The 24,251-nt window shown below is 39.2% G+C and carries 25 protein-coding genes; 13 read left to right on the top strand and 12 right to left on the bottom strand.

From position 1 onward, the window contains the following. Positions 1 to 105: 105 nt before the first annotated feature. The 3 genes from ID12_RS09615 (at position 106) to ID12_RS09605 (ending at position 2,544) form a co-directional block, all read left to right on the top strand. The gene (locus tag ID12_RS09615; RefSeq protein WP_024719977.1) at positions 106 to 1,212 is read left to right on the top strand and encodes an ABC transporter ATP-binding protein; all 1,107 of its coding nucleotides are present in this window, start codon (positions 106 to 108) and stop codon (positions 1,210 to 1,212) included. Between the two features lie 226 nt (positions 1,213 to 1,438). Next, positions 1,439 to 1,642, top strand: a complete 204-nt coding sequence (locus ID12_RS09610) for an alpha/beta-type small acid-soluble spore protein (protein WP_008348940.1) — start codon at positions 1,439 to 1,441, stop codon at positions 1,640 to 1,642. A 284-nt stretch (positions 1,643 to 1,926) separates the two neighbouring features. Next, complete coding sequence (locus ID12_RS09605; protein ID WP_008348943.1) at positions 1,927 to 2,544, top strand: NAD(P)-dependent oxidoreductase; 618 nt, start codon at positions 1,927 to 1,929, stop codon at positions 2,542 to 2,544. Positions 2,545 to 2,655: 111 nt separating this feature from the next. Here the strand turns inward: ID12_RS09605 and ID12_RS09600 are convergent, their stop codons facing one another. From ID12_RS09600 to bmrC, 3 genes are all read right to left on the bottom strand, one after another. Continuing rightward, positions 2,656 to 3,309 (bottom strand): hypothetical protein, encoded by a 654-nt coding sequence (locus ID12_RS09600; RefSeq protein WP_035392539.1) that lies wholly within the window; start codon positions 3,307 to 3,309, stop codon positions 2,656 to 2,658. A gap of 255 nt (positions 3,310 to 3,564) precedes the next feature. Continuing rightward, positions 3,565 to 5,580 carry an ABC transporter ATP-binding protein gene (locus tag ID12_RS09590; protein WP_050827100.1) on the bottom strand — a complete coding sequence of 672 codons (2,016 nt, stop codon included), beginning with the start codon at positions 5,578 to 5,580 and terminating at the stop codon, positions 3,565 to 3,567. Further along, entirely contained in the window at positions 5,577 to 7,334 is a 1,758-nt protein-coding gene (bmrC, locus tag ID12_RS09585; protein ID WP_050827099.1) for a multidrug ABC transporter ATP-binding protein BmrC, read from the bottom strand. Before bmrC ends, ID12_RS09590 begins: the two co-directional genes overlap by 4 nt. A gap of 559 nt (positions 7,335 to 7,893) precedes the next feature. Here bmrC and ID12_RS09580 point away from each other — a divergent pair. Beyond that, positions 7,894 to 8,400, top strand: coding sequence for a universal stress protein (locus ID12_RS09580; RefSeq protein WP_008348950.1), 507 nt, complete (start codon positions 7,894 to 7,896; stop codon positions 8,398 to 8,400). A gap of 210 nt (positions 8,401 to 8,610) precedes the next feature. On the opposite strand, the gene dat is transcribed toward ID12_RS09580, so the two are convergent. Next, a complete protein-coding gene (gene dat / locus ID12_RS09575) occupies positions 8,611 to 9,465 on the bottom strand; it encodes a D-amino-acid transaminase (protein WP_008348952.1) in 855 nt (284 codons plus the stop codon). 295 nt (positions 9,466 to 9,760) lie between these two features. Between dat and ID12_RS09570 the strand changes: the two genes are divergently transcribed. After that, positions 9,761 to 10,615, top strand: coding sequence for a polysaccharide deacetylase family protein (locus tag ID12_RS09570; protein ID WP_008348955.1), 855 nt, complete (start codon positions 9,761 to 9,763; stop codon positions 10,613 to 10,615). Positions 10,616 to 10,653: 38 nt separating this feature from the next. On the opposite strand, the gene ID12_RS09565 is transcribed toward ID12_RS09570, so the two are convergent. From ID12_RS09565 to ID12_RS19250, 3 genes are all read right to left on the bottom strand, one after another. Next, positions 10,654 to 11,385: an NAD-dependent protein deacylase gene (locus ID12_RS09565; RefSeq protein WP_026050067.1), complete on the bottom strand. Its 732-nt coding sequence runs from the start codon at positions 11,383 to 11,385 to the stop codon at positions 10,654 to 10,656. Positions 11,386 to 11,414: 29 nt separating this feature from the next. Beyond that, on the bottom strand, positions 11,415 to 12,503 hold the full coding sequence (locus ID12_RS09560) for a mechanosensitive ion channel family protein (RefSeq protein WP_017360337.1): 1,089 nt from the start codon (positions 12,501 to 12,503) through the stop codon (positions 11,415 to 11,417). 164 nt (positions 12,504 to 12,667) lie between these two features. After that, the gene (locus ID12_RS19250; RefSeq protein WP_017360338.1) at positions 12,668 to 12,769 is read right to left on the bottom strand and encodes a YhdX family protein; all 102 of its coding nucleotides are present in this window, start codon (positions 12,767 to 12,769) and stop codon (positions 12,668 to 12,670) included. A 305-nt stretch (positions 12,770 to 13,074) separates the two neighbouring features. Here ID12_RS19250 and ID12_RS09555 point away from each other — a divergent pair, with 305 nt between their 5' ends. From ID12_RS09555 to crcB (ID12_RS09545), 3 genes are read left to right on the top strand one after another with little or no spacing between them, the layout of a single operon-like run. Then, positions 13,075 to 13,791, top strand: a complete 717-nt coding sequence (locus ID12_RS09555; protein WP_050827098.1) for a glycerophosphodiester phosphodiesterase — start codon at positions 13,075 to 13,077, stop codon at positions 13,789 to 13,791. Further along, entirely contained in the window at positions 13,791 to 14,192 is a 402-nt protein-coding gene (gene crcB / locus ID12_RS09550) for a fluoride efflux transporter CrcB (RefSeq protein ID WP_034647784.1), read from the top strand. Before ID12_RS09555 ends, crcB (ID12_RS09550) begins: the two co-directional genes overlap by 1 nt. Then, a complete protein-coding gene (crcB, locus tag ID12_RS09545) occupies positions 14,193 to 14,558 on the top strand; it encodes a fluoride efflux transporter CrcB (protein ID WP_050827097.1) in 366 nt (121 codons plus the stop codon). Here crcB (ID12_RS09545) and ID12_RS09540 read toward each other — a convergent pair. Both ID12_RS09540 and ID12_RS09535 read right to left on the bottom strand, forming a co-directional pair. Beyond that, a complete protein-coding gene (locus ID12_RS09540) occupies positions 14,555 to 14,947 on the bottom strand; it encodes a hypothetical protein (RefSeq protein WP_024719967.1) in 393 nt (130 codons plus the stop codon). The two genes, crcB (ID12_RS09545) and ID12_RS09540, sit on opposite strands and share 4 nt — an antisense overlap. Before the next feature lie 89 nt (positions 14,948 to 15,036). After that, complete coding sequence (locus ID12_RS09535; RefSeq protein WP_050827096.1) at positions 15,037 to 16,419, bottom strand: hemolysin family protein; 1,383 nt, start codon at positions 16,417 to 16,419, stop codon at positions 15,037 to 15,039. Positions 16,420 to 16,754: 335 nt separating this feature from the next. On the opposite strand from ID12_RS09535, the gene ID12_RS18900 reads away from it, so the two are divergent. Then, complete coding sequence (locus ID12_RS18900; RefSeq protein WP_076821966.1) at positions 16,755 to 17,195, top strand: MerR family transcriptional regulator; 441 nt, start codon at positions 16,755 to 16,757, stop codon at positions 17,193 to 17,195. A gap of 58 nt (positions 17,196 to 17,253) precedes the next feature. Beyond that, positions 17,254 to 18,585 carry a hemolysin family protein gene (locus tag ID12_RS09525; RefSeq protein ID WP_007497105.1) on the top strand — a complete coding sequence of 444 codons (1,332 nt, stop codon included), beginning with the start codon at positions 17,254 to 17,256 and terminating at the stop codon, positions 18,583 to 18,585. 39 nt (positions 18,586 to 18,624) lie between these two features. Here ID12_RS09525 and ID12_RS09520 read toward each other — a convergent pair whose 3' ends face one another. After that, complete coding sequence (locus ID12_RS09520) at positions 18,625 to 19,227, bottom strand: lysophospholipid acyltransferase family protein (RefSeq protein ID WP_017360344.1); 603 nt, start codon at positions 19,225 to 19,227, stop codon at positions 18,625 to 18,627. 386 nt (positions 19,228 to 19,613) lie between these two features. Here ID12_RS09520 and ID12_RS09515 point away from each other — a divergent pair, with 386 nt between their 5' ends. From ID12_RS09515 to ID12_RS09505, 3 genes are read left to right on the top strand one after another with little or no spacing between them, the layout of a single operon-like run. Continuing rightward, positions 19,614 to 20,105 carry a sigma-70 family RNA polymerase sigma factor gene (locus ID12_RS09515; protein ID WP_008348979.1) on the top strand — a complete coding sequence of 164 codons (492 nt, stop codon included), beginning with the start codon at positions 19,614 to 19,616 and terminating at the stop codon, positions 20,103 to 20,105. Next, positions 20,098 to 21,156 carry an anti-sigma factor gene (locus ID12_RS09510; protein ID WP_024719964.1) on the top strand — a complete coding sequence of 353 codons (1,059 nt, stop codon included), beginning with the start codon at positions 20,098 to 20,100 and terminating at the stop codon, positions 21,154 to 21,156. Before ID12_RS09515 ends, ID12_RS09510 begins: the two co-directional genes overlap by 8 nt. Continuing rightward, on the top strand, positions 21,144 to 21,434 hold the full coding sequence (locus ID12_RS09505; RefSeq protein ID WP_008348984.1) for a hypothetical protein: 291 nt from the start codon (positions 21,144 to 21,146) through the stop codon (positions 21,432 to 21,434). Before ID12_RS09510 ends, ID12_RS09505 begins: the two co-directional genes overlap by 13 nt. Before the next feature lie 44 nt (positions 21,435 to 21,478). Here ID12_RS09505 and ID12_RS09500 read toward each other — a convergent pair whose 3' ends face one another. Both ID12_RS09500 and ID12_RS09495 read right to left on the bottom strand, forming a co-directional pair. Next, positions 21,479 to 22,879 carry a branched-chain amino acid transporter BcaP gene (locus ID12_RS09500; RefSeq protein ID WP_025207016.1) on the bottom strand — a complete coding sequence of 467 codons (1,401 nt, stop codon included), beginning with the start codon at positions 22,877 to 22,879 and terminating at the stop codon, positions 21,479 to 21,481. A 456-nt stretch (positions 22,880 to 23,335) separates the two neighbouring features. Further along, positions 23,336 to 24,166, bottom strand: coding sequence for a C40 family peptidase (locus tag ID12_RS09495; RefSeq protein WP_007497097.1), 831 nt, complete (start codon positions 24,164 to 24,166; stop codon positions 23,336 to 23,338). Positions 24,167 to 24,251 lie beyond the last annotated feature (85 nt).

Below are 24,251 nucleotides of genomic sequence, written 5' to 3'. Positions count from 1 at the left end.
GAAAATAAGATGTTGTGCACGTTGTCCATTTACAGACACCCTTCCTTTTTATACACTTCATTTATAAGTAAAGCGCTTTCAAAAAGGACTGGGAGGCTACCACCTATGGCTGAAATGATGCTAAATCAAATTTATAAAGTGTACGATAACAAAGTAACAGCAGTAGATAACTTTAATCTACATATTGAGGATAAAGAATTTATTGTGTTTGTTGGTCCATCTGGGTGCGGAAAATCAACAACTCTCCGCATGATTGCAGGCCTTGAAGAAATTTCACAAGGGGATTTTCTATTAGACGGCAAGCGAATGAATGATGTGGCACCAAAAGATCGGGATATTGCGATGGTTTTCCAAAACTATGCCTTATACCCTCATATGAATGTGTACGATAATATGGCTTTTGGATTAAAGCTTCGAAAATTTCCTAAAGCAGAAATTGATGAGCGGGTACGAAACGCTGCAAAAATATTAGGACTTGAACAATACTTAGATCGAAAACCTAAGGCATTGTCTGGAGGTCAAAGACAGCGTGTTGCACTTGGAAGGGCCATTGTGCGAGATGCAAAAGTCTTTCTTTTGGATGAACCTCTCTCTAATTTAGATGCTAAACTTCGAGTTCAGATGCGTGCCGAAATTTCTAAACTTCATCAGCGGCTACAGACGACATTCATCTATGTCACACACGATCAAACAGAAGCTATGACAATGGCTACTCGGCTTGTTGTCATGAAAGATGGCTTTATTCAGCAGGTTGGCGCACCAAAGGATGTGTATGAAAACCCAGAGAATGTCTTTGTAGGAGGATTTATTGGCTCTCCAGCGATGAACTTTTTTACAGGAAAACTGTCTGACGGAGCCATTGCCATTGGGAATACGCACATTCGTGTACCAGAAGGAAAAATGAAAGTATTACGCAGTCAGGGCTATATCGGAAAAGATGTGATTCTAGGCATCAGACCAGAAGATTTCCATGATGAGCCTGTGTTTATAGAGGCTTCTGAAGGAACAAAAATTGAAGCAAACGTAGAAGTGGCTGAATTAATGGGAGCCGAAACGATGCTTTATTCTTCTCTCGCTGGTCAAACGTTTATTGCACGTGTTGATTCTCGCACAGATATTCAGGCAGGTCAGACGATCCCTCTTGCCATTGATATGAATAAAGCGCACTTCTTTGATACAGAGACTGAGCTGCGCATCCGCTCAGCTGAATAAGAAGACGTTCCACAAACCATCACCATTGGGTGGTGGTTTTTTGTATATGAAAACAACATTTACCATGTTCTTTTTCCGTATGTTTTTTTCGTAGCGAACCATAATATTTAGTACAAAGCAGTTACCACATTGGGTTTCGCCAAGTGGCAAATGACTTGGTCATTTCGCTGGTGCGATTCCAGCAAACCCAACCAAAAAAATCATATATAAAAAGGAGATTCACATCATGGCAAATTCTAATAGTTCAAATCAATTACTAGTTCCTGGAGCAGCGCAAGCAATCGATCAAATGAAATACGAAATCGCTTCTGAGTTTGGTGTAAACCTTGGAGCAGAAACAACAGCTCGTGCTAACGGTTCAGTTGGTGGAGAAATCACGAAACGTCTTGTATCTTACGCTCAGCAAAACCTTGGCGGAACAAAAGCTTAATTTCATATCTGGATCATAGAAGGCACCTCTTATGGTGTCTTCTTTTTTTGGTTTTATCCCTCACCGATTCCTTTTGAATTCATATGATGTATTAGAAAGGAGCGGATCTTCATGGACATTATTTCAGGTGTGAATTTTGAACTTCTACAATTTGTCGGTCTCTCTCTATTATGTGAATATGCTCATAGTATTCGGTCCTTTCATCTTTATAAAAAAAGCATGACATAAAACTGTACCATTTTAAGTTCTTTTCACTTATAGTATGTAGTGGAGGGATCGATCAGATGAAAATAGCTCTTTTCGGTGCTCATGGACGTGTAGGACAAGCATTTCTTCGTTTCGTAAAAGAAGATGATCGTTACATGGTTCGCTCGTTAATTCGGACAAACCGGGAAGAAATGCTTGCGGGTATGTTTCAAGTCACCGGCAATTCCAGAAATCAAGAGGATGTGCTTGAAACGATTAAAGGATCAGATATTGTCGTGAGCTGTCTATCAACAGATGGTGATGATACTTTATCTGTTTCAATGGAGCATATCGTACAAGCCATGAAGCAAACAGGAACATCAAGAATTATAACGATTGGCACTGCAGGGATTTTAAAAGCAAGGCAGCAGCCTGAGCTTTACCGCTTTGAAACAAATGAATCAAGGCGAACCACTTCCCGAGCTGCTAAAGAACATGCCAAAGCATTTGAAATTCTTCAATCAACTGAACTAGATTGGACAATCATTTGCCCAACCTATTTACCAGATGGAGAAGTGACACGGTCATATCGCTATGAAAAGAATTTTCTCCCTATAGATGGACAGAAAATTTCAGTTGAAGATACCGCACACTTTTTGTATCAGCAGTTAAACTCAAAGGAATTTGTGCATCAACGCGTCGGTATCGCTTATTGATGGAAACACACCCAATGTAGCCAGAGAAATTCAAAAAGCCGAGGTGAAAATCACCTCGACTTTTTAATATGAGTATAAAAATAAATTAAATTGAATATTTCAAAAAATCAATTAAAGAGTAATCCAGCCTGATTTTGAATGAACTCTTTTTACTACACCTTTTCCTGTAACAAATCTAATTCTTTTTCCTTTTACTTTGTACTCAATGAAAGGCAATTGAACATCTATAAGATCGTATTTTTTATTCTTAGTTAAAAAGTCTTCTAAATACCCCATTTGCCAATATCCATTATAAACCATATTCTTAAGAGTACCTCGAGCACTAGGAGCTAAGGTAGTTATTAAACCAGACACTCCCGCAACTACTCCTGCAGGTGTACTAGTTACAAATACCAATCCAAGTACAGTCGCACTTGTGCCTAGTGCATCTTTTAGCTTGCTGTAATCTTTTTTATTAAATCCTTTATCAAAAATATTACGCTGAGCAGATGTCATTTTTCTAACTTGGCTTAAATTAAGAGTAACCCTTGCAGCATATTCTGAAGAATCAATATTACCTAAAGCATGAACTTGTCCAACCTGATTAGCAGTCTTAAATGATTGAATTTGTGATGATAAATCAGTTTTTGTCTCGACTACTTGTTTCTTTGGTACTTTTTGTTCAGCTGCTGATGCAGATGATGTAATTTCACTAAATCCAGAAATAATTAATGTTGTTGCAGCAATCAAGATGACGTTCTTAAATAACCTTTTTTTACTCTTCATATTCAATCCTCCTGTTTTTTGATACAAGAATATAATATCACAAATAAGAGAAAATCATATATTTTTGGATAAAAAAACTAAAAAATATGTATAAAAATTCATTAATTAACCATTTTACATATCTTATTTCACATATGTGATATTGATTCATAATTACAAAAATATATCTTCCTATTAATATTAAAGTTACTTGAGTTTCACCACTGAGAAAAGCCTCTTTCAGTTGAAAGAGGCTTTCTATATTAAAATACTTCATTAGCTGCTCGTCACAGCTCCCTTTTGTAATTCGTACATTTGCGCATACAGTCCGCCTTGCTCCATGAGCTCTTCGTGGCTGCCGCGCTCGACAATCTCACCCTTTTCTAACACCAAAATCATGTCAGCTTTCTTAATAGTAGATAATCGGTGTGCAATGACAAAAGTGGTTCGGCCTTCTTTGACGACATCTAGTGCCCGTTGAATGATGGCTTCTGTTTCTGTATCGATGTTAGCCGTCGCTTCATCTAGAATTAAGATCGCTGGATCGTATGCCAGTGCACGGGCAAATGAAATCAATTGACGCTCCCCAGAGGAAAGAGTACTCCCCTTTTCAACAACTGGTTCATCAAAACCTTCAGGCAAATGCTTTAATAGTTCTGCTGCGCCCACTTGCTTTAACGATGTTTCAATCGTTTCTCTTTTAATGTCTTCATTTCCTAAACTGACATTGGATGCGATCGTTCCAGAAAATAAATAAGGATCTTGAAGTACAATGCCCATTTGTTTACGCAACGTTTGGCGCGACTGATCATAGATGCTTTTTCCATCAATGAGGATGTCCCCATGCTGAATATCATAAAAACGTAGTAGCAAATTCATGATCGAACTTTTCCCAGAACCGGTATGTCCAACAAGTGCCACCGTCTGACCTTTTTTCGCCTCAAAGGTGATGTTCTTTAATACATTTTTCCCTTCATTATACGCGAAGGTAACATCCTGAAATTGAACGTGTCCCTCTAGTTTCTTCTGAACTGGTTCTTCCACTTCAGTACCTGGCTCATCTAATAATCGAAAGACCCGTTCAGATGAAACCCTTGCTAATTCTAATCTAGAAAATTGATTCACAATGCCTGTAATCGGCTGGAACAAACGATTTAAATAATCGACAAATGCATAGAGCACCCCAATCGACACAATGCCCGTCGCACTTAAGGACGCGCCGCCAAAATACCAAATGAGTGCGACATATGCTAAGTTCCGAAGCAGATTCACCAGGTTATGTGAAAGCAGTGAATTTAAATGAAGCATCTTTCGCTGATATCGAAAGTGATTGTTATTCAGCTCATCAAATTCTTCTTTCGTTGCTTGTTCATGTCGAAATGCTTGAATAATCGTCATTCCTTGAATAGCTTCATTTAGCTTGGCATTAATTTCACTGATGATGGATCGAATGCGATGATTGTAAACCGACGCAAACTTTCGGTAAGTCATCGACCATAGGAAAATAATCGGAACAGCCACTAAACAAATGAGCGCCAGCTTCACATTTAATAAGAACATGGCGATATAAATTCCAACCATGTAAATGGCACTTGTGACGAAATTAGCGAGTACTGTTACATATAAATCACGAATGGTTTCTGTGTCATTCGTAATCCGCGCGACAACCTTTCCAGCCGGTAAATTATCAAAATACCGAATCGGAAGCGTTTGGATATGTTCAAATACGTCCACTCGCATTTTTTGAATAATGCGATTTGCAATACGCTGGAGTAAATAGTGCTGCCCATATTGAAAGAAAATCGCAATGACGAGCATCCCAAAATAAAATAGAACAAGCTGCACCAAACCACTGATTTCCGGCTGATAAAAAGCGAAGATTTCCTCTTTGGATAAGCGCTGTACCTGATACGTCTCACGCTCGCTCCCATTTTCAATGGTGAGCTGATCCCCTTCTATTGTCCGGCTCCCGTCAAATCGAATCGGTTCATTCACAAAATAGTACCCAAATCCGACTTGCACGACATTGATTTGCTTTCCAGCTTCATTTTGATTCTGTAGCCGGTCACTTCTTATATAGTTATTTCCCTGGTAATAAACCGTTTTATCTGTTTTTTCATCTACCTCAACATACGGTTTTTCTACACCTAAAATATGATCATCAATCATTTTTTTCCCAATGAAAGGTCCTGTCAACTCAGCACCAACTGCAATGATCAGAAAGATCAAAGCAACAGACAATACTTTTTTATATAGGAGTGCATAGGCAAGAAGTCTTCTCCCTGTTGTCATGCCTCATCCCCTCCTTCCAGCTGATTTGTCAGCTGCTGACGCAGAAATTGCTCTTTATACCAGCCATCTTGCTGAATAAGCGCTTGATGGGTTCCCTTTTGAACAATACGCCCTTCTTCCATGACAAGAATGAGATCCGCATGCTCAACAGCTGATAGACGGTGGGTTGTAATAAATGTCGTTTTTCCATGACGATTTTGTCTTAAATTCTCTAAAATAGCCGTTTCTGTTTTTGCATCAACTGCAGATAACGAGTCATCCAAAATCAAAATGTCTGGATCAATTAATAATGCACGTGCAATGGAAATCCGCTGCTTCTGTCCTCCTGACAGCGCCACTCCCTTTTCTCCAACCATGGTTTCCAAGCCTTCTGGTAAAAGGCGTAAATCCTTTTCAAAGTAAGCATCTTTAATCGCTTGTGCTAATTCAGCTTCTTTCGCGTCTCTATGACCGAAACGCATATTCTCTTCTACACTTTTTGAGAAAAGGACATGATCTTGCGGAACATAGCCAATCCATTGGAACAGTTGATCCAATTCAATGTCATCAATTGGAACACCTGAAAACAAGATCTTTCCATCACCTGTCGGATACTGACGAAGAAGCTGTTTGACAATCGTTGTTTTTCCGCTTCCCGTTTTTCCTGTAATACCAATCGTTTGCCCTTTTCGTACAGTAAAGGAGACATCCGTTAGATTATCTTTAGAAGAAGTTGGATACCTAAATGTCACATGTTCAAATTGAATATCGCCAGGCTCTTGTAATCTTTTTGGCTTGGCTGCGTCAGTTACATCCGGTTGATAACTGAGTGTATGATTCAACCGGTCTAATGAGGCATTTCCTCTTTGCATGATATTAATCAATTCACCAATGGCAAACATTGGCCAGATCATCATCCCCAGATAGACGTTAAATGCGACAAGCTCACCAATGGTTAAATCACTTTGGAACACAAGATATGCGCCGTAACCGATACCGATTAAATAACTGATCCCCACAAGCAATTTCACCGTCGGCTCAAACAATGAATCAATGATCGCCACTCTCATATTTTTTTGAAAGACATCATCTGTCATTTCTCGAAAGCGATTCACATCTTGTTTTTCCTGTACAAAAGACCGAATCACCCGAACGCCGGCAACTGATTCTAATACACGATCATTCATATCACCAAATGCATCTTGAGCGACTGTAAAGCGTTCATGAATTTTACTGCCATAAAACGCTATCAAAATCGCCATCAGTGGCATTGGAATAATGGCCATTAAAGTTAATTTCCAGCTGATCGTCAGTCCCATCGTAAAAAAGATCATCAGCATGTAAGCAGTGGAATCGACTAATGTTAAAACGCCAAAGCCTGTTGTTAAAGCCACAGCATTCAAATCATTTGTACCTAACGCCATTAAATTTCCGGTTTTTTTCTTTTCATAAAAGGTGGGTGTCATCTTAAGTAAGTGGCGCATTAATTTTCCGCGCATCACACGCTCCATGACATTTGCGCCGCCAAATAACTGATACATCCAAAAGTAGGTGAGCGCATAGACACTGACACCAAGTAAGCAAAAAATGGTTACGTAAAATAAGATACTGGATGTTGTAAATTGACCAGACCGAATGTCATCAACTGCTTGACCTAGATACCTCGGTGGCAGCATTTCAAGCACATTCACAATGAGTAGCAGCGTAATGGCGATTGTATAGCGCCTCCACTCTTGTTTAAAGAACCAGCCTAATTTCACAAATACTGAAAACATGTTTGTCTCTCCTTTTAAAGCTAGCCGCTTTCTATATTTTCCTGATTGTCACCTTGTTTCGTTTTTTGAGCTTTTGTCATTTGTCTTGCCTTTGGCATGTTCACATGCTTTCACTCCTCTTCATTTAGTTGTTGATGCATTCCATTATTTCGATATACGAAATGTATACAACAAAAAAAGAGGCAACCAGCTGACTGGTACGCCTCTTTTATACATGATAAAAAGGCGCATGTTGACAAATACGCAACATACGCCTTGATTCATCCGATCAATTGGAACATACGAGTCCCTTTTCAATGACCAATGAAGGTGTAATTGTCACGTGAATCAACCCATTCATGCAGTTTGATTTCATTCTTCCAATGATGTTGCACATGACATTTCCTCCTTTTGGCTCTTGAATCTTTTTTTATCTTATAGTGGCTGTCACCATTTTGTCAATAAATATTTTTCAATAAATGAAATTTTCTAACAAAAACACAATCGTTTTCATGTGTATCTTTTTCTCATAACGGGTATACCATGAACGTATAGACTCCTTTTGAAAGGAATGAGGACATTGTTTCAAGCTGATCGGATGGTCGTTGCGTTTGATGGACATGAAGACAGTAAGAAAGCATTAAAGAAGGCAATCGCTTTAGCCAAAACGTTGCATGCCAAGCTGACCATTGCCTACGCTCATGATGGGAAATCCAGCAGACAGGTGTTTGATGCACCTCGCCCAATGACTGGCGGCGCTTATATCGGAGGCGGCATGGCAGACCTTCAAACACCCCCTGTGTATGTACCTCATGATGAACAGCAAAGTCCCTTGATTTTTGAAGACCATACAGAAGAGGTCGTTGCAGAAGCAAGAATGCTGTTAAATGAAGAGCAGTTTGAAGCTGCGATTGAAATTGTTGAAGGGGAGCCTGCAGAAGCGATTATCGAATACGCTGAAGAGATTTCAGCAGACCTCATCGTCATGGGAGCACGTGACCAAAGCAGATTGAAAAAAATGCTCTTTGGCAGTGTGAGTGAAAAGTTATCGTCCAAATCAGATATACCTGTACTGATCGTGAAATAAATGTCATCACAAAAGGCTAAAATGAACTTTATTTTAGCCCTTTGTCTTCTTTTCAGCGTGATAGAAAACCTCTGCAGCCCTAGGAAGGACGAGTACTGGCGCGGAGCGAATTTGACATTCGTGAGCACCAGCACGCAGGACTGACAAAGAATGCGAGGGTTTGGCTACACGCTGAAAGGCTGTAAACATTGGTTTACAGCCTTTTTCCTTTTACGAAGAAATAGATGCTTCGCTTTCATGCTTAATTTTTTTCTGGAACCCTTCCTGTACACGCTTCGTGATCTCCCCTGGAACACCTTCCCCAACTGGCTGACCATCTATCTCTACAATTGGAATCACTTCAGCTGTCGTTGAACTAATGAAAATTTCCTGCGCATGCAAAAGTTCGTCTTTACTCATGCGGGTTTCTTCCACACGACATCCTTCTTCCTGACAAACCTCTAGCAGCTTTCTACGTGTAATGCCGTTTAAAATCAGGTTATTTGCTGGGTGTGTACGAATGACACCGTCAATGACGGCATACACATTCGAGGACGTTCCCTCTGTCACAAAGCCGTCTCTTATTAAAATCGCTTCAAACGCACCAGCTTCAGACGCTTTCTGCTTTTCCATGACGTTATATAAAAGGTTTAAGCTTTTAATATCACATCTTAACCAGCGAAGATCTTCAGACAATAGAGCTTTCGCACCAGCTGTCTGCTCTTGAATAGGCTTTTTCACTTGAAATGTATATGCCGTAATCTGAGGGGTAAGTGCACCATATTGATGTTTACGAGGTGCGACGCCTCGCGTGACTTGAATATACACGCCACCATCAATCACTTGATTATCTGCGACTAGCTTCTTCAAATTCTCTTCCATATCGGATACTGTACCTTGCAGATGAATGCCGATTTCCTTTGCACTCTTGAATAGACGCTCAGTATGCTCTTTTAATGTAAACAAAGTTCCATTATATACGCGGATGACCTCATAGACTCCGTCGCCAAATTGATAGCCTCTGTCTTCAATATCAACATGTGCATCTTTTTTTTCAATAAAATCCCCATTGTACAATACTTTCATATGGAATCTCCCCTTCGCTTTGCTTAATGGTTGAATCTGATGCTATCTTAGCGGATAAATGTAAACGTTTCAATGATTATTCAGAATTATTTCATATCCATTTGACTGGATAACCTTCTATTGTAACAAATATAGATTCATAACCAAAAAGATTCCAATTTTTTAGCATCTTCTATATTCATAGGCTCTTTTTTCCTGTATACTTACTCCATATGAGCACGACAAAAAACAGCGAAAAAAGACAGAATCCACTACGTGATTCGACACAAACTACTGATTTATTGGAGCGATTGTAATGCAACGGGTTACGAAAAAACAGACACCTTCAAACACGATGCTGCTCTCAAAGGCAATTGGTCTAGTCATTCTGACATTGATCCTTTTTTTCATTTGGGATATATCTAAAACCAATATGCAGGCAGCAGATCAACCGAATGAAGTGTCTGCGAGCAGTCCATTTCGAGACACAAGTACAAGTCTGAAAGCAAAAGATGATTCGCCAAAAACATTAGATGCACATTTTAAGATCAATCCAAACAAACATGTAACGGATCAAACGATCTTTTTGACCTTTGATGATGGCCCTTCTGCTACATCAAATCAGCTGTTAGATGTGCTAAAATCACAGCAAGTGAAGGCCACATTCTTTATGCTCGGGCCGCAAATCAAAGAACACCCAACAGCTGTGAAAAGACTTCATCAAGAAGGTCATCAATTAGGACTTCATGGCATCACGCATGATGTGAAACGCTTTTATCAAAAAAGTGATTCTCCTGTAAATGAGATGAAAGAAGATCAACGTATATTGGCTTCTGTTACTGGTGAATATACACATCTTGTGAGAACACCTTATGGCAGTTCTCCAAACTTAACAGACCAGCAAAAAACACGTTTAAAACAAAAAGGCTTTGTATACTGGGACTGGACCATTGACAGTCTTGACTGGAAATATAAAAGCTCAAAATATGTACCAGAAGTATTAAATCAGCTGCAAGTGCTTGAAACCAAGTACCCGAAAGAGCCAAAAATCATCTTAATGCATGATCAACCAGCTACCGCAAAATACTTAAACAGTCTGATCACACAATTAAAGGCGAAGGGCTACACGTTTGAAGTCCTTGATGAAACAATGAAGCCACTACAGCAATAAAGAAAACCCGCACCTGTTGGATGCGGGTTTTTTATGATTTATAAAGCATTCACAAGCTCGCCAATTCGTTCGTGAAAGACAAGATCAAACAGCGGATCGAATTCCGTTTCACTTAAATTCATCATGACCTTAAAGATGGAAGGATGATGAGCAGCATCTTCTGGAATATATCGTGCTGGTGCCACTTCTAAGGAAGTTCCCATGACGAGCAGCATGTCCGTTTGCTGGAGCGATTTCTCCACTTGATCAAAGTGCTTCACCATGTCTCCAAAAAGGACAACATCTGTTTTAAGTACTCGTCCACATGTGCGGCCGTCTGATGAAATCCGCTCACAAACCGGTACCTCTTCTTGTAATAAATAAGGCAGTTCGTATGTTGACCCGCATGATGGACATGTAGCTGTTTGAATGGAACCATGCAGTTCATACACATGCTGGCTTCCCGCTTTTTTATGCAGACCATCGATATTTTGCGTGAAAATATCCACGCGTTTTCCTTGCTTTTCTAAATTGGCTAAAAAAGCATGTCCAGCGTTTGGCTCGTACTCTCCACTCATCTTCATTTGAAACAATTCTTTGAATTTCGGCCAAAATTGATGAGGATGTGATAAAAAGTAAGACCGGCTCATTGCCTCCATGCGAGAAGTATCTTCTGTCCATAGTCCACCCGTTGATCTAAAATCGGGAATTCCCGATTCTGTGCTCATCCCAGCACCTGAAAGGACTGTAATATGTGAGGCCTTTGATAATCTCTCTCTTAGCGCTGCCACTTTTGTTTGATCCAACCACCATTCCTCCTTTATTCACCGAGCTGTTTCTCACCTTTTTGTTTCATATAAATGGTCTGTCCAGGGAAAGCAAATTCTACCCCTTCTTCATGGAAAATATCAATAATGCGATAATTAATATCCTGCTTAATATCCAGGTTTTCAGACCAAGCCGTTGTGTTTGTATAAAAGTTAAAGAATAAGTTTAAATAGCTGTCTGCCAGCACATCGAAATTCACCATAATCGTTTCCTTATGAACCCCATCATGCTCATAAAGCATTTGCTTCAGACGTTTGATGCACTTATCAATGTTTTCCTTCGGTGTATTGTACGATACGCGAACGGAGAACGTAATTTGACGTTTATTCATTCTCGTCCAATTTGTGATTGGCTCCTTTGAAAGGGTCGAATTTGGCACGGTCACCACAGCTTCAGCAGGTGTTCTAAATTTTGTGCTTCGGAAGGTAATGTCCTCTACAGTCCCAAGTACACTTGGAGTCTCTACAAAATCGCCCATTGTAAAAGGCTTCTCTGTAATAATCACAATTCCTCCAAAAAAGTTCGCCACTGTATCCTGCGCAGCGAGCGCAAAAGCAAGACCACCTAGACCAAGCCCTGCCACAAGTCCGTTCACATCATAATTAAACTCTTGTGCAATGACGCTAATACTCAGTGCAATAATAATAAAACGAAGAACCTTTGATAAAAATGGCGCTAAAATATCATCCATTTCTAATTCAAATTTTGAATTCACTTTTTGAAATAAGAAAGAAGAAGCTGCGGTTAGATTACACAGTCCCCACGTCAGCATCAAAATAATAGAGGATCTATACAATTTGACAATGACATCCATATGGTGCTCAAAGTATGGGGCTTGTCTTAACGCAAAATATAAACCTAGTGCCACAAAAAACAGCCTCGCAGGTTTTTCAAACGCCACGACAATTTGGTTAATGACTTCGGTTTTAGACCGGTTTGTCAGTTTAAAGAGCAGGTGAAACAAGTATTTCGTAAATACTTTTCGAAGTAATAAAAAAAGCAATAAAATACAAAGGCTAATGCCTATTTGGATCGCAATATCGACTGTAAAATATGTATCCATCCATTTTTGTGTAAACATCTCTGTCTCTCTCCTTTAAAACAATCCTCTCTAGTTTATAATATAACCTTCGTTTATGTCCTCTCTTAAATGTCTGACCTCTATATAAAAAGCCTCGGGACCTATCCCGAGGCATGATGTTCAATTATGAAATTTTGGCTTGAGACATATCGACGGGCAGCAAACTACTTTTTCTTCTGAGCCTGATCAAGGAGAGTCGCTTTAAACATTTCAGCATCCGTTTCGGCCTTAATACGTTCTTCCACTCTAATTCTCCCTTTACCCAATCATCTCGCCTCCTTTTCATCATTATAAAACATCAGAATTTTCAGTCAACATGACGAAAGCACTAATATTTTGACGAACGCTGACGATTTGGACAAAATTGATCGAAGAAAAATTGATGTAATTCAGGTTTACTCAATCAAAGCTTGCTCTATTCCTGTAACTTTTCAAAATGATACATCAAGCTTTTTCGGTACATGAGGTTCCATGATAATACGGCGCTCTTCTTCTCCATATAGTAAAGAAGGAAAACCACCAAAGCATTTGATATGATAAGACCAGAACTTATGTCAGGGAGCTGGAGCAAGTGTATATTATCGCACATAGAGGGTCATCAAGCGCCGCCCCAGAAAATACAATCGCTGCGTTTGATGTAGCTGTCGAGCAAGGAGCAGATTATATTGAATTAGACGTACAAATGACAATGGATCAGCACGTCGTCGTCATCCATGATGATACCGTTGATCGAACGACGAACGGAAACGGATTAGTCAAAAGCTATACACTTGATCAGTTGAAAAAACTGGACGCAGGAAGCTGGTTTGACCAACAGTATACGAATGAACGAATTCCAACATTACAAGAAATTCTTGAAAGATACAGTCAGCGGATTGGAATATTGATCGAGATCAAACACCCAAAACGGCAGATAGGAATCGAAAAGGCAGTTGCCCGCATCATCAATCGGTTTGCCTATTCTCGTCATATCATGATTCAATCTTTTGATGTTCATGCACTGCAAAGAATCAAAGCATTCGCCCCTTCTCTTCGCACAGCTTTGATTATAAAGCCTGATGCATTTAAACTAACGAAACGAAAGTTAACGACATACAGCTCGTTTGCAAATTGTCTTAATATGAAGAAAACGATGATCAATAAATGGTGGATAGATCGTATTCATTCATTCGGAATGGCAGTATTCATATGGACTGTAAAAGATCAAAAAACAGCGGATCGAATCAAAAAACACCCAATTGATGGTGTGGTAACGGATAACCCGCTATTTTTTCAAAAGGAGAAATGATGCAGATGAAAACTTATTTCGCCGTTTTTATCGGTGGATTGATTGGTACACTTTGCAGATATGAACTAAGCCAAACTGTCATCAGCCAGACATTCCCCTATGCAACGATGATTGAAAACATTTCCGGCAGCCTACTTCTTGGTTTTGCGACAGGATACTTTCTATTTCAGAAAGGGAAAAAATATCTTGCTGCTTTGATTGGAACAGGGTTTTGCGGCGGGTTTACGACCATGTCCACCTTTTCTAAAGAGACAGTTCTTCTGTTACAGGCAGGGCAGTTCAATTTAAGTATGATGTACATCCTGCTCTCAGTCATTGCTGGAGTAGCCGCTGCTTTAGCTGGCCTGATCCTTGCAGAACGGCTCTTTCATCAAAATAAGCAGCAGAAAGGAAGCAGATAAATGATTGTTTTTTATACAGCTGTAGCTGGAGGAATCGGCAGTGCATGTCGTTTCTTCATCAGCCAAACAATCCAGAAAACTCCATCCCATGCCCTTTTCCCGTACAGTATTATTTTCATTAATTTATTAGGTGCAGCCGGTTTAGGTTTTCTCACAGGCGCTGTAACGTCCAATCATCCACTGCTAGTGATCATAGGAACCGGTTTTTTTGGCGGCTTTACCACATTCTCTACGTTTAGTGTAGAATCTGCGACGATGCTGATGCAGCGTCAAATAGGAAAGCTTGCTGCCTATTTACTTGTAACAATTATCGGCTCTTTATGCCTTTTTGCGGTGTTTTATCAAATAGGACAACTTCTGTTTTAAATATCTGTGATGGCAGCTAGGCTGATGAGCAGTTGATCCATCAGCTGGCGCTTCATTAAAAATAGTGTCTTCTCACTATAGCCGATTTCGATTGCACATTTTGCCATGCGCCAATCTCGAAAATACTTATAATCAATGAGCTGCTGCTCTATCTCATCCAATTCTTTTAAAGCCGTTTCAATACAAGCAACAATCAGTTCATACTGACTTTTCTGCTCTTCTAATTTTTGACGTGCCATATGATGATGTTGGAGAGAACTTCGCTTTTCAAGCTGTCTTTCAATATTTAAAATGGCTGCTTGATAGTTCTTGAAATTTTTTAAATGAAACTCAATACGTTTCATTGAGGTTTTTTTCTCCGCGATACTTGCTGTTTCATACCAGAGCATGTCCATCCCCCTTTTACGAACGTTTGTTCTTATTATATACGAACATACATTCTTATAAAAGAGGCTAAATACCTAAAAAAACCTTGAGCTTATTTTTCGCTCAAGGTCATTTCATTTACTAACAGTGGCTCTTTTATATCAAGCCCTGTTCGTGTATTTTCTTTTTCTGATGATGTGACGCCTTTTTTCAGGTCGATCTTTTTCACATAGCGTCCATCCATCTCCAAGACCTTCATCCGAATATCATCAAGATAAATGGATTGTCCTTCTCGGATATCAATGTTCTCATTTAAGATTAGCCCGCCTATCGTATCAATTTCTTCATCATGATATGACATTTCGATCAAATCTTGAACTTCCTCTAATCTCACTTTTCCATCTAATATATAATGATGCTCCGCTCTCTTTTGAATGACCGGCTGCTCATCTTCATCGAATTCATCTCGAATGTCTCCAACAATCTCTTCTAAAATATCCTCCGTTGTGACAAGTCCAGATGTCCCGCCATATTCATCCGTTAAAATCGCCATATGCATTCGATCGCGCTGCATCTTGACGAGAAGCTCTTGAATTGGAATCGTGTCAATCACTTCAATCACTGGATAAATATAATCTTGAAGCTTCAGTTGATCTTTTTCTCCTTGATACACAATATCTGCAAAGAGCTGCTTTTTGTTGAGCATGCCAATGACATGGTCTTTATCCCCTGAAAACACTGGGAAGCGTGTGTACTTTTCCTTTGTCATGATCACCAGTATTTCGTCTAACGGCATATCTTCTGGAATCGCACAAATTTCTCTTCGCGGTATCATAATTTCTCTTGCGATTCGATTATCAAAATCGAATATCTTGTTCATATAATTATACTCTGATGAGTTGATTTCCCCATTTTTTAAGCTTTCAGATAATAAAATCTTTAATTCCTCTTCGGAATGGGAATGTTCTTTTTCAGACCCCATATCGATGCCCATCATTTTCGTTAGTACACGGGCTGACCCGTTCAACACATAAATGAAAGGGTACATAAGGATATAAAATGCATGCAGCGGTCCTGACAGCCAAAGCGTCATTTTTTCTGCCTTTTGTATGGCAAGTGTTTTTGGTGCAAGCTCGCCAACAACTACATGCAAAAAGGTAATAATAGAGAACGCAAGTGTTGCTGAGATCAGGCTGATTGCTGAATCAGGAATGTTTGTCAAACCGAAACCTCGAACTAAAAGTTCTTTTACTGCCGGTTTACCGATCCACCCTAAACCAAGGGATGTCACTGTAATACCAAGCTGGCAGGCTGACAAATATTCATCTAGCCTTGATGTCACCTTTTTCGCCATGATAGCCTTTTTGGACCCTTCGGCAACAAGCTGATTAATTCTTGAACTTCTCACCTTTACAATGGCAAATTCAGATGCAACAAAGAAAGCTGTTAAAGCAATCAAAACTCCGACTATACTCAGATTAACAATATCGTCCATTTAACCTTGCTCTTTCTTAGAAGAACAAGGAGTCACCTCCTGATTGATGATGTTGTCTTTTGCAAAACGGTTAACTGATTAAATAAGACTACTTTGAGGGCCCCACTTAACCACCTCCGGTTCACGTAAAATCCGTCTCTCTACATATATATGAAACGGTATTCATTTTATCTTACCATAAATAATCTGAAAATTCCTGTATCGCTACAGTATTTTAGAGATGACAACCTAAATTGATGGAAATGCCCTTTGTTTCTTCATATTGGCAGGAAATCTGAACAATTATCTTGTATTTCAGACTCGAATTATATTAAACTATTTTCATAAACTATAACGTGACGGTTAGGAGGAGATGTTCAGATGGGGCTGAGAAAAAGTATCGTATTGGTGAACTAGCACAGATTGCACAGGTGACGAAACGAACTGTAGATTATTATACGAATCTAGGGTTGCTTGCGCCTGTTAGATCTTGCTCTAATTATCGTTATTACGATGAACATGCTTTAAAACGATTACAATTAATCGTTCTTTGCAAACAGCAGAGATTGGCTCTTTCTGACATCAAATCCAGATTAGATGAACAATTCCCTTCTCAAAAGGAAGAACATGACGAACTTGTCCATTTAACCTCTGATATCGATCGGATGAATGAGCATATGGACCGCATTTTGGCACGTTGTAAGCAGCTTCAGCCAGAACAACGTGAAAAACTAAAAGAGCAGCTTACTCCTGAAAAAATGACGGCTGTCCAATCATTTTTACTGCTGTTAAGTTAAAATTTTTACTAAACAGGAGGTGTTACCTTCGTTCTCAAAGTCAGAACGAAGGCCTTAATTGGACATAGTGAATTTACTCATAGTTGCTTTACTTATAGCTTTAACCGCGTTTTTCGTTGCATCGGAGTTTGCGATCATTCGCTTAAGAAGCTCAAGAATTGATCAATTAATTGCAGAAGGTAATAAAACAGCAGTTGCTGTCAAGCACGTCACGACTCACCTTGATGAGTATCTGTCGGCCTGTCAGCTCGGTATTACCATTACCGCCCTTGGGATTGGTTGGTTAGGGGAAGAAACAATTGCGCATATGCTTGCTCCACTATTTGTAGAGCTGTCGATTCCTCAATCAGCCAGTCATATTGTCACTTTTATTATTGCGTTTAGTATTATGACGTTTTTACACGTCGTGGTTGGAGAGCTTGCCCCAAAAACACTCGCCATTCAAAAGGCTGAGCAAGTGTCCCTTCTATTTGCTAGACCGCTTATGATATTTTATAAAGTGATGTTTCCGTTCATTTGGGTGTTAAATGGATCTGCTCGTTTATTAACGAAAGCATTTGGTCTTCAGCAAGTTTCTGAGCATGACATGGCGCACTCTGAAGAAGAATTGCGGATTATTTTATCTGAGAGCTATAAGAGCGGCGAGATTAACCAGTCTGAATTCAAATATGTGAATAAAATTTTTGAATTTGATGACCGTCTGGCGAAAGAAATTATGATTCCTCGTACCGAAGTTGTCAGCTTCCCGCATGATATTACGATTGAGGAAATGCTGAAAGTGACCAAGGTCGAGAAATATACACGTTATCCAATTGAAGATGGCGATAAAGACAACATCATCGGTGTTGTGAATATTAAAGAAGTACTCACTGCATGTATTAGTGGTGAATGTTCCACAAGTGATACGATCGAACATTTTGTAAACCCAATTATTCATGTAATTGAAACGGTTCCTGTTCATGATCTACTGCTTAAAATGCAGCGTGAGCGAGTACACATGGCCATTTTATCAGATGAATATGGCGGTACAGCAGGACTTGTAACAGTTGAAGACATCCTTGAAGAAATCGTCGGTGAGATTCGTGATGAATTCGATATTGATGAAATCAACGAAGTGCGTAAATTGGGAGAAGACCACTACATCTTTGATGGAAAGGTCCTTGTAGATCAAGTTAACCTGCTACTAGGTATTCAGCTTGATAACGAAGAAGTCGACACAATCGGCGGCTGGTTCCTTACACAAAAATATGAAGTCGAGAAAAATGACGCGATTCGTGAACAAGGCTATGAATTTATCATTAATGAAGTCGATGGACACCATGTGGCATACATCGAAGTCAAAAAACTAAACGAACAACTATTAGAAGCAGCTGAAGAAGGCGCTTCTTAAGAAAAAAACGACCCTTGCCTTAGCAAGTGGTCGTTTTCTTTATCCCTTTTCGATTAACTTAGCTTCAAGTTCTTTGATTCTTGTGTTTAATACTTCTGTCATCGCACCTAATCTTTCTTTTGGCGGCAGATGATCAAATTCAGACAGCTCAATCGGTTCACCAATAATTAAGCGCATTTTCCCCTTCTTAAAAAGGCTTTTTGCATTAGAAGGTCCTTTGTACGCTGCTGGAACGATTGGTGATTTGCCGAGCTGCGCAATCGTAACGGCCCCTCTTTTTAAAGGAACATCTTCTGTTGTACGTGTTCCGCTTGGAAAAATTCCAACGATTTTCCCCTCTTTTAATAATTTAATGGGCGTTTTAATACTGCTTGGCCCAGGATTCTCTCGATCAACTGGAAAAGCATGAATCTTCTTTAAAAATCCGCCGATCCATTTATTTGCAAACAATTCTTTTTTCGCCATGTAGTGGATCTCAAACGGAAGAATTCCTGCGCCTAATGCAAGAACATCCACAAAACCCTCATGCGTACAAGCAATGACAAACCCCCGGTCTGTTGGCAGATTCTCTTTTTGATATACTTTGATTCCGCCTCGGAGAGCAAAAAATGCTTTGACGGTATAGCCTGAAAATTTATACATAGTGCACTTCCTTTGTTTGAAGAATGAAGGATTTGTTTCTATTATAACAAATTTTTTATTACCTGGTACTAAAAATTTTCTCCTGTTGATAAAATAGAGACGGTTCACTAAAATCATCTTTTCACTTAAGATGACCGCTCCTTCTGTATTCAAGTATGTGTTTTTAGGAGAGAATAGAGGAAGAAATGTGTCCAAAATTGTCGTTTTTTGAGTTTTTTTCCTGATTTGTTCTATTGAAAACACTTTATAAATGATGCAAATTTCGCTATGATAAGGAGAAATGATTTTGATTCGGCGAAAGAGATGAGTAATGTACGGCCTATGAGAAGTTTCGTGCAACTTTATGCCTTTCTTATGCGTGTATAACATAGAGGGGAGAAAAATCAGTGACGATCGATGAAATTTATCAAATGTATATGAACGATGTTTACAGGTTTCTGCTCTCCATGACAAAAGACAAACATTTGGCAGAGGACTTATTGCAGGAAACCTTTATGCGTGCTTATATACATATTCATTCCTACGACCATAGCAAAGTGAAACCTTGGTTATTTCAGGTGGCACGAAATGCTTTTATTGATTATGTCAGGAAACATAAAAAAGAAGTGACCATATCGGATGATCTCATTGGCGGCCTTTTACAAACGTCTGTACAAAGTCCTGCTGAACAGATTGAAATAAAAGAAGTTCTCAACATGTATTTGGAGCAACTTCCAGATAACTACAAGGAAGCGTTGACATTGTATTATTTAAAAGAACTAAATTACAAAGAAGCATCCAAGGTCATGAATATTACTGAAGCAAATTTTAAAAGTGTTTTATTTCGTGCAAGGCAGCGCCTAAAAGCACTATATAACAGAGGTGTTAATGATGAATGAAGAGTTTAATAAGCGATGGGAACAATATAATAATGGCGAGATGAACGAGGAAGAAATGATGGCGTTTGAAGAAGAGCTGGAAGAAAATGAAAAACGCTTAAGCCAAGAACTGAATGACTCAGATTGGACAGACTTCTCCATCAGTCCTGAAAAACAAAAAGCCATTTTACAATACGGAAAAAGAAAGTCCTATTTACGTATTTCTGTGCTTGCTGTTATATCTACATTGATTATTTTACCGCTTTGTACACTAGGTAGTTATCTATACTACGGCGTTGGCGGAGCAGACAGTAAAGGCAATCATTTTATGGAAACGGCCGCTGTAACAGTCGCCCTAACAAAACCGAATGTCGCCATTGATATGAAGGATTTAAAAGGGCAAGTCAAACTATTTGGTATGAACACAGAACTTAAGCTGCAAAAACAAATTGGCAATAAAACAGAAGCCATCGGCAGTGAACAAATCGAAATGTTTTTCGATAAATTAAAGCAGCCTACGATCTCTTATTATGGCGACAGCGCACGTAATACGGAGGATTTCTTTACGCACCCTTCGTCTCAGGCAGATACATCTAAAAAACAAACACTCACTACTCTAGACAAGCTACCTGAAGGAACAGTGAGTGAAGTGTATGTATCCTATGACAAAGCATACACACCGAAAGACGTGTATTCATTTGCTAAAAAATATGATATGAAAGTGCTTTGGAATGCGATCAAAACAGAAGATTCATTAAGTGGAAATCAGCGTCCAATCGGTTTTCCCGGGAAAGACTCTGAATTTTTAAAAGAGCTTCAGCACACATCAAAAACAGAGGTTGATCAGTTCAAAGATGCCCTCGCCTATGTCAACCAGCATCCATCCTGGGCAAAAACGATCTCTGGCAGACCTGAACTTGACCTCTCTAACCGAATACGCTATATCAATCAAAATGGTGTCACGGTTTACGGTTCTGTTGTCACAGGTCCTTCTAAAGAAATAGAGAAATTTGTGAAGACAAAACGCATTAAAACGGCCAAAGTGAGCGAGGTGGAATTATGGAATTGGTAAGAATTTTTAAAGAGCATAATGTGTTTGGCTGGATTTCGGTCGGCACCGCTATTTTATCGCTGCTCATGCTGAACCTCGCCATTATCAGCAATGTGACATTTTATTCGTTTCAAATGCTTCCTTTTGCAATGGCCGCAGTTCCATTCGGTGTGATTGAACTGTTCATTAAAAAAGGCCGCACTGGACCAGGTTTCCTAGGCGTCGTTCTGAATATTTTTGTCATCGTTTGTGTCTATGCGATCGTCTCCATTGATGTCGATCTTCAATTAGGTTTTTAATACTAAAAAGCCAGTCATACTTGACTGGCTTTTTCTGTACACTCTTATTTTTTGTTTAATTCGGAGTGCTTTCTTGAATATAAGAAATAGACAACAAGCCCAATGGCAAGCCAGATTAAGAAACGAACAAATGTGATGGTGCCAAGCTTATAAATGAGCAGTCCGCAAGATAGAATAGCCAAGATTGGAATGAACGGGACTGCGGGGCATCTGAATGCTCTCGGCAAATCAGGCTGTGTTTTTCTCATGACAATGACAGCAACTGAAATCAAAATGAAAGCTGAAAGTGTTCCGATGTTCACTAGACTTGCCAGCTCATCAAGCGGAATGAATCCACCCATTAATGCTGACAATGTTCCAAAGAAAAGAGTATTGATATAAGGTGTTTTATGTTTTGGATGAACCTTTGAAAGAACCTTTGGTACCAAGCCATCACGAGACATGGCAAACATGACACGTGTTTGGCCGTACAGCATGACAAGCATGACCGTGGTCATCCCTAAAATCGCCCCAACATCTACAATACCCGCCACCCAATTTTGACCGGCTACTTGTAAAACAAGAGACACTGGATGGGATACTCCCTCAAAGTTCATAAATGGAACAATGCCTGTCATGATGGCACTGACTACCACATACAACATGGTACAAATCAATAAGGAAGTGATGATTCCTCTTGGCAAGTTGCGGGATGGATTTTTTGTTTCCTCTGCCGCAGAAGCAACTGCATCAAATCCGATAAATGCAAAGAATACGAGAGCTGCTGCACTTAACACACCTGAAGTTCCAAAAGGAACGAATGGTGTCCAGTTTTCAGGTTTTACATATTTCACAGCGACTAAAATAAAGAGCAGAATCACCGCAATTTTCATAATGACCATAATGTTGTTGACTCGTTTTGATTCTTTAATACCGAAGTACAGCAAGAAGGTGATGATCATTAAAATAATAAATGCAGGAAGATTAAAATATGTCACTTGACCCTTTAAACCACCTGGTGCTGCTGTTAATTCAACCGGTATATGAATCCCTATCCCATTTAAAAACGACACAAAGTAGCCTGACCAGCCTGCTGAAACGGCACTAGCGGCTAGCATATATTCTAATATCAAATCCCAGCCAATGATAAACGCTAAAAATTCTCCCATAGATGCGTACGTAAATGTATAAACAGATCCTGATACTGGCACTGTGGAAGCGAATTCCGCATATGACAATGCCGCAAATAAACATGCAAGACCTGCAATCACAAATGATAAAACAAGTCCTGGTCCTGCTGTGACGGCGCCTGTACCTGTCAGTACAAATATCCCTGTACCTATAATCGCTCCAATACCAAGCATCGTTAAGTCAAATGAACCTAATTCCTTTCTTAACGCTTTTTCCCCTTGTGTTGCCGCAATTAGCTCTGAAATGCTCTTCTTTCTAAACAACGAATTGCTCATACCATCACTCCCAAAACTTAGTATCCGTCTAAAGACGCCACCACTTCGTAATTCACTTTATTTTCTGAATATTTAGATTTAATTTAACGCAATAAATTAGCGGCGTAAAATTATTATATATGAAAATTAAAAAATGAAAACACTTTTTTTCAAAACAGAGTGAAAATTCTTAATTATCAACAAAATATTTGTCAATCATCAGGGTAGATTTTCTTCAATCTTTATTCAAATCATAGCTTGGCTTCTTCTATTTATTATACAACATACAAAATTATACTTTTTTGATATAATTTTTATAAAGTGAAAATAAAATTATTCTTTTGATAACTCGTCTCCACTTTTGCTTATTTAAAAGCCTTTAGACTCATAGAGAGCTATGATAAAGGACTGATTGAGCTGCGCAAACGATATACAAAAAAAGAGACTGCCTAGTAAGCAGTCTCTTAAGATCCATTATTAGTTTACAAATGTCTTTGCGCCAAGGTAAATTGGCTTCCAATAGCTTGAAGTCATATCGCTGATCGTCACACCATCAGAAGCAGCGTGGATAAACTTGTTGTTCCCAAGGTAGACACCCATGTGAGATGGGCCAGATTTATAGGTTGTAAAGAAGACAAAATCTCCAACTTTAGGTGTTGAGACGCTTTTCATTGATCCCCAAAAACCTTCAGTTGTTTGTCTTGAAATCTTTGTTTGTTTGTTAATGATATACCACATAAAACCGCTGCAATCAAAGCCTTTCGGTGTCGTTCCACCCCATTTATATGGTGTACCGTTTTGTGCTTTCGCATCTGCTACGAGTTTAGACGTGTTTAAAGAAGAAGTAGCAACTGTTTTTTCTTTGACAGGTGTTGGTTTCACTTTGGATGTCTTTTTCACTTTCAGCTTTTGTCCAATTTTAATCAGATCTGTTTTGAGTTTATTTAACGATTTCAGCTCTTTCACTGTCATTCCATATTTTTTGCCGATTTTAGATAAAGTATCACCTTTGACAACTTTATGAGTGGCTGTCGTTGAAGACGCTTTTACTTTTGTTGTTGTTTTTGATGTTTTCGTTACCTTTTTTGAAGAAGTACCATTCACTTTTAAAGTTTGTCCAACATAAATCGTGTTAGATTTCAGTTTATTGTCTGATTTAATCTTACTCACGGTTGTTTTGTATTTTTTCGCTAGAACAGAAAGAGAGTCACCTTTTTGAACCTTTACTGATTGTGCTGAGGCAGCTCCGGCAAATAATGTCGTCCCAAGTAGAACTGCACTTGCAGCTGTGATCAATTGTTTTTTCATTTGTTCCTCCTGTATGTATCTATCGTGATCCGAATTTTTATCTACTTTCTATTATAAGGATCGAATACCAGAAGAAATAGTCTTG

Origin of the sequence: Bacillus altitudinis (assembly GCF_001191605.1) — a bacterium.
GTDB classification, from domain to species: Bacteria; Bacillota; Bacilli; order Bacillales; family Bacillaceae; genus Bacillus; species Bacillus altitudinis.
Note: the sequence above shows the minus strand (reverse complement) of the source record. Positions and strands in the feature narration are given on the sequence as shown.

What these genes read in the sequence shown, in the direction of transcription:
- bmrC (WP_050827099.1), bottom strand. Translation starts at nt 7,334, where the DNA reads ATGTTTTCAGTATTTGTGAAATTAGGCTGGTTCTTTAAACAAGAGTGG.
- ID12_RS09605 (WP_008348943.1), top strand. Translation starts at nt 1,927, where the DNA reads ATGAAAATAGCTCTTTTCGGTGCTCATGGACGTGTAGGACAAGCATTT.
- ID12_RS09535 (WP_050827096.1), bottom strand. Translation starts at nt 16,419, where the DNA reads ATGGACGATATTGTTAATCTGAGTATAGTCGGAGTTTTGATTGCTTTA.
- crcB (WP_034647784.1), top strand. Translation starts at nt 13,791, where the DNA reads ATGCAGATGAAAACTTATTTCGCCGTTTTTATCGGTGGATTGATTGGT.
- ID12_RS09610 (WP_008348940.1), top strand. Translation starts at nt 1,439, where the DNA reads ATGGCAAATTCTAATAGTTCAAATCAATTACTAGTTCCTGGAGCAGCG.
- ID12_RS09570 (WP_008348955.1), top strand. Translation starts at nt 9,761, where the DNA reads ATGCAACGGGTTACGAAAAAACAGACACCTTCAAACACGATGCTGCTC.
- dat (WP_008348952.1), bottom strand. Translation starts at nt 9,465, where the DNA reads ATGAAAGTATTGTACAATGGGGATTTTATTGAAAAAAAAGATGCACAT.
- ID12_RS09505 (WP_008348984.1), top strand. Translation starts at nt 21,144, where the DNA reads ATGGAATTGGTAAGAATTTTTAAAGAGCATAATGTGTTTGGCTGGATT.
- ID12_RS09495 (WP_007497097.1), bottom strand. Translation starts at nt 24,166, where the DNA reads ATGAAAAAACAATTGATCACAGCTGCAAGTGCAGTTCTACTTGGGACG.
- ID12_RS09615 (WP_024719977.1), top strand. Translation starts at nt 106, where the DNA reads ATGGCTGAAATGATGCTAAATCAAATTTATAAAGTGTACGATAACAAA.
- ID12_RS09540 (WP_024719967.1), bottom strand. Translation starts at nt 14,947, where the DNA reads ATGCTCTGGTATGAAACAGCAAGTATCGCGGAGAAAAAAACCTCAATG.
- crcB (WP_050827097.1), top strand. Translation starts at nt 14,193, where the DNA reads ATGATTGTTTTTTATACAGCTGTAGCTGGAGGAATCGGCAGTGCATGT.
- ID12_RS09590 (WP_050827100.1), bottom strand. Translation starts at nt 5,580, where the DNA reads ATGACAACAGGGAGAAGACTTCTTGCCTATGCACTCCTATATAAAAAA.
- ID12_RS09520 (WP_017360344.1), bottom strand. Translation starts at nt 19,227, where the DNA reads ATGTATAAATTTTCAGGCTATACCGTCAAAGCATTTTTTGCTCTCCGA.
- ID12_RS09560 (WP_017360337.1), bottom strand. Translation starts at nt 12,503, where the DNA reads ATGTTTACACAAAAATGGATGGATACATATTTTACAGTCGATATTGCG.
- ID12_RS09500 (WP_025207016.1), bottom strand. Translation starts at nt 22,879, where the DNA reads ATGAGCAATTCGTTGTTTAGAAAGAAGAGCATTTCAGAGCTAATTGCG.
- ID12_RS09600 (WP_035392539.1), bottom strand. Translation starts at nt 3,309, where the DNA reads ATGAAGAGTAAAAAAAGGTTATTTAAGAACGTCATCTTGATTGCTGCA.
- ID12_RS09510 (WP_024719964.1), top strand. Translation starts at nt 20,098, where the DNA reads ATGAATGAAGAGTTTAATAAGCGATGGGAACAATATAATAATGGCGAG.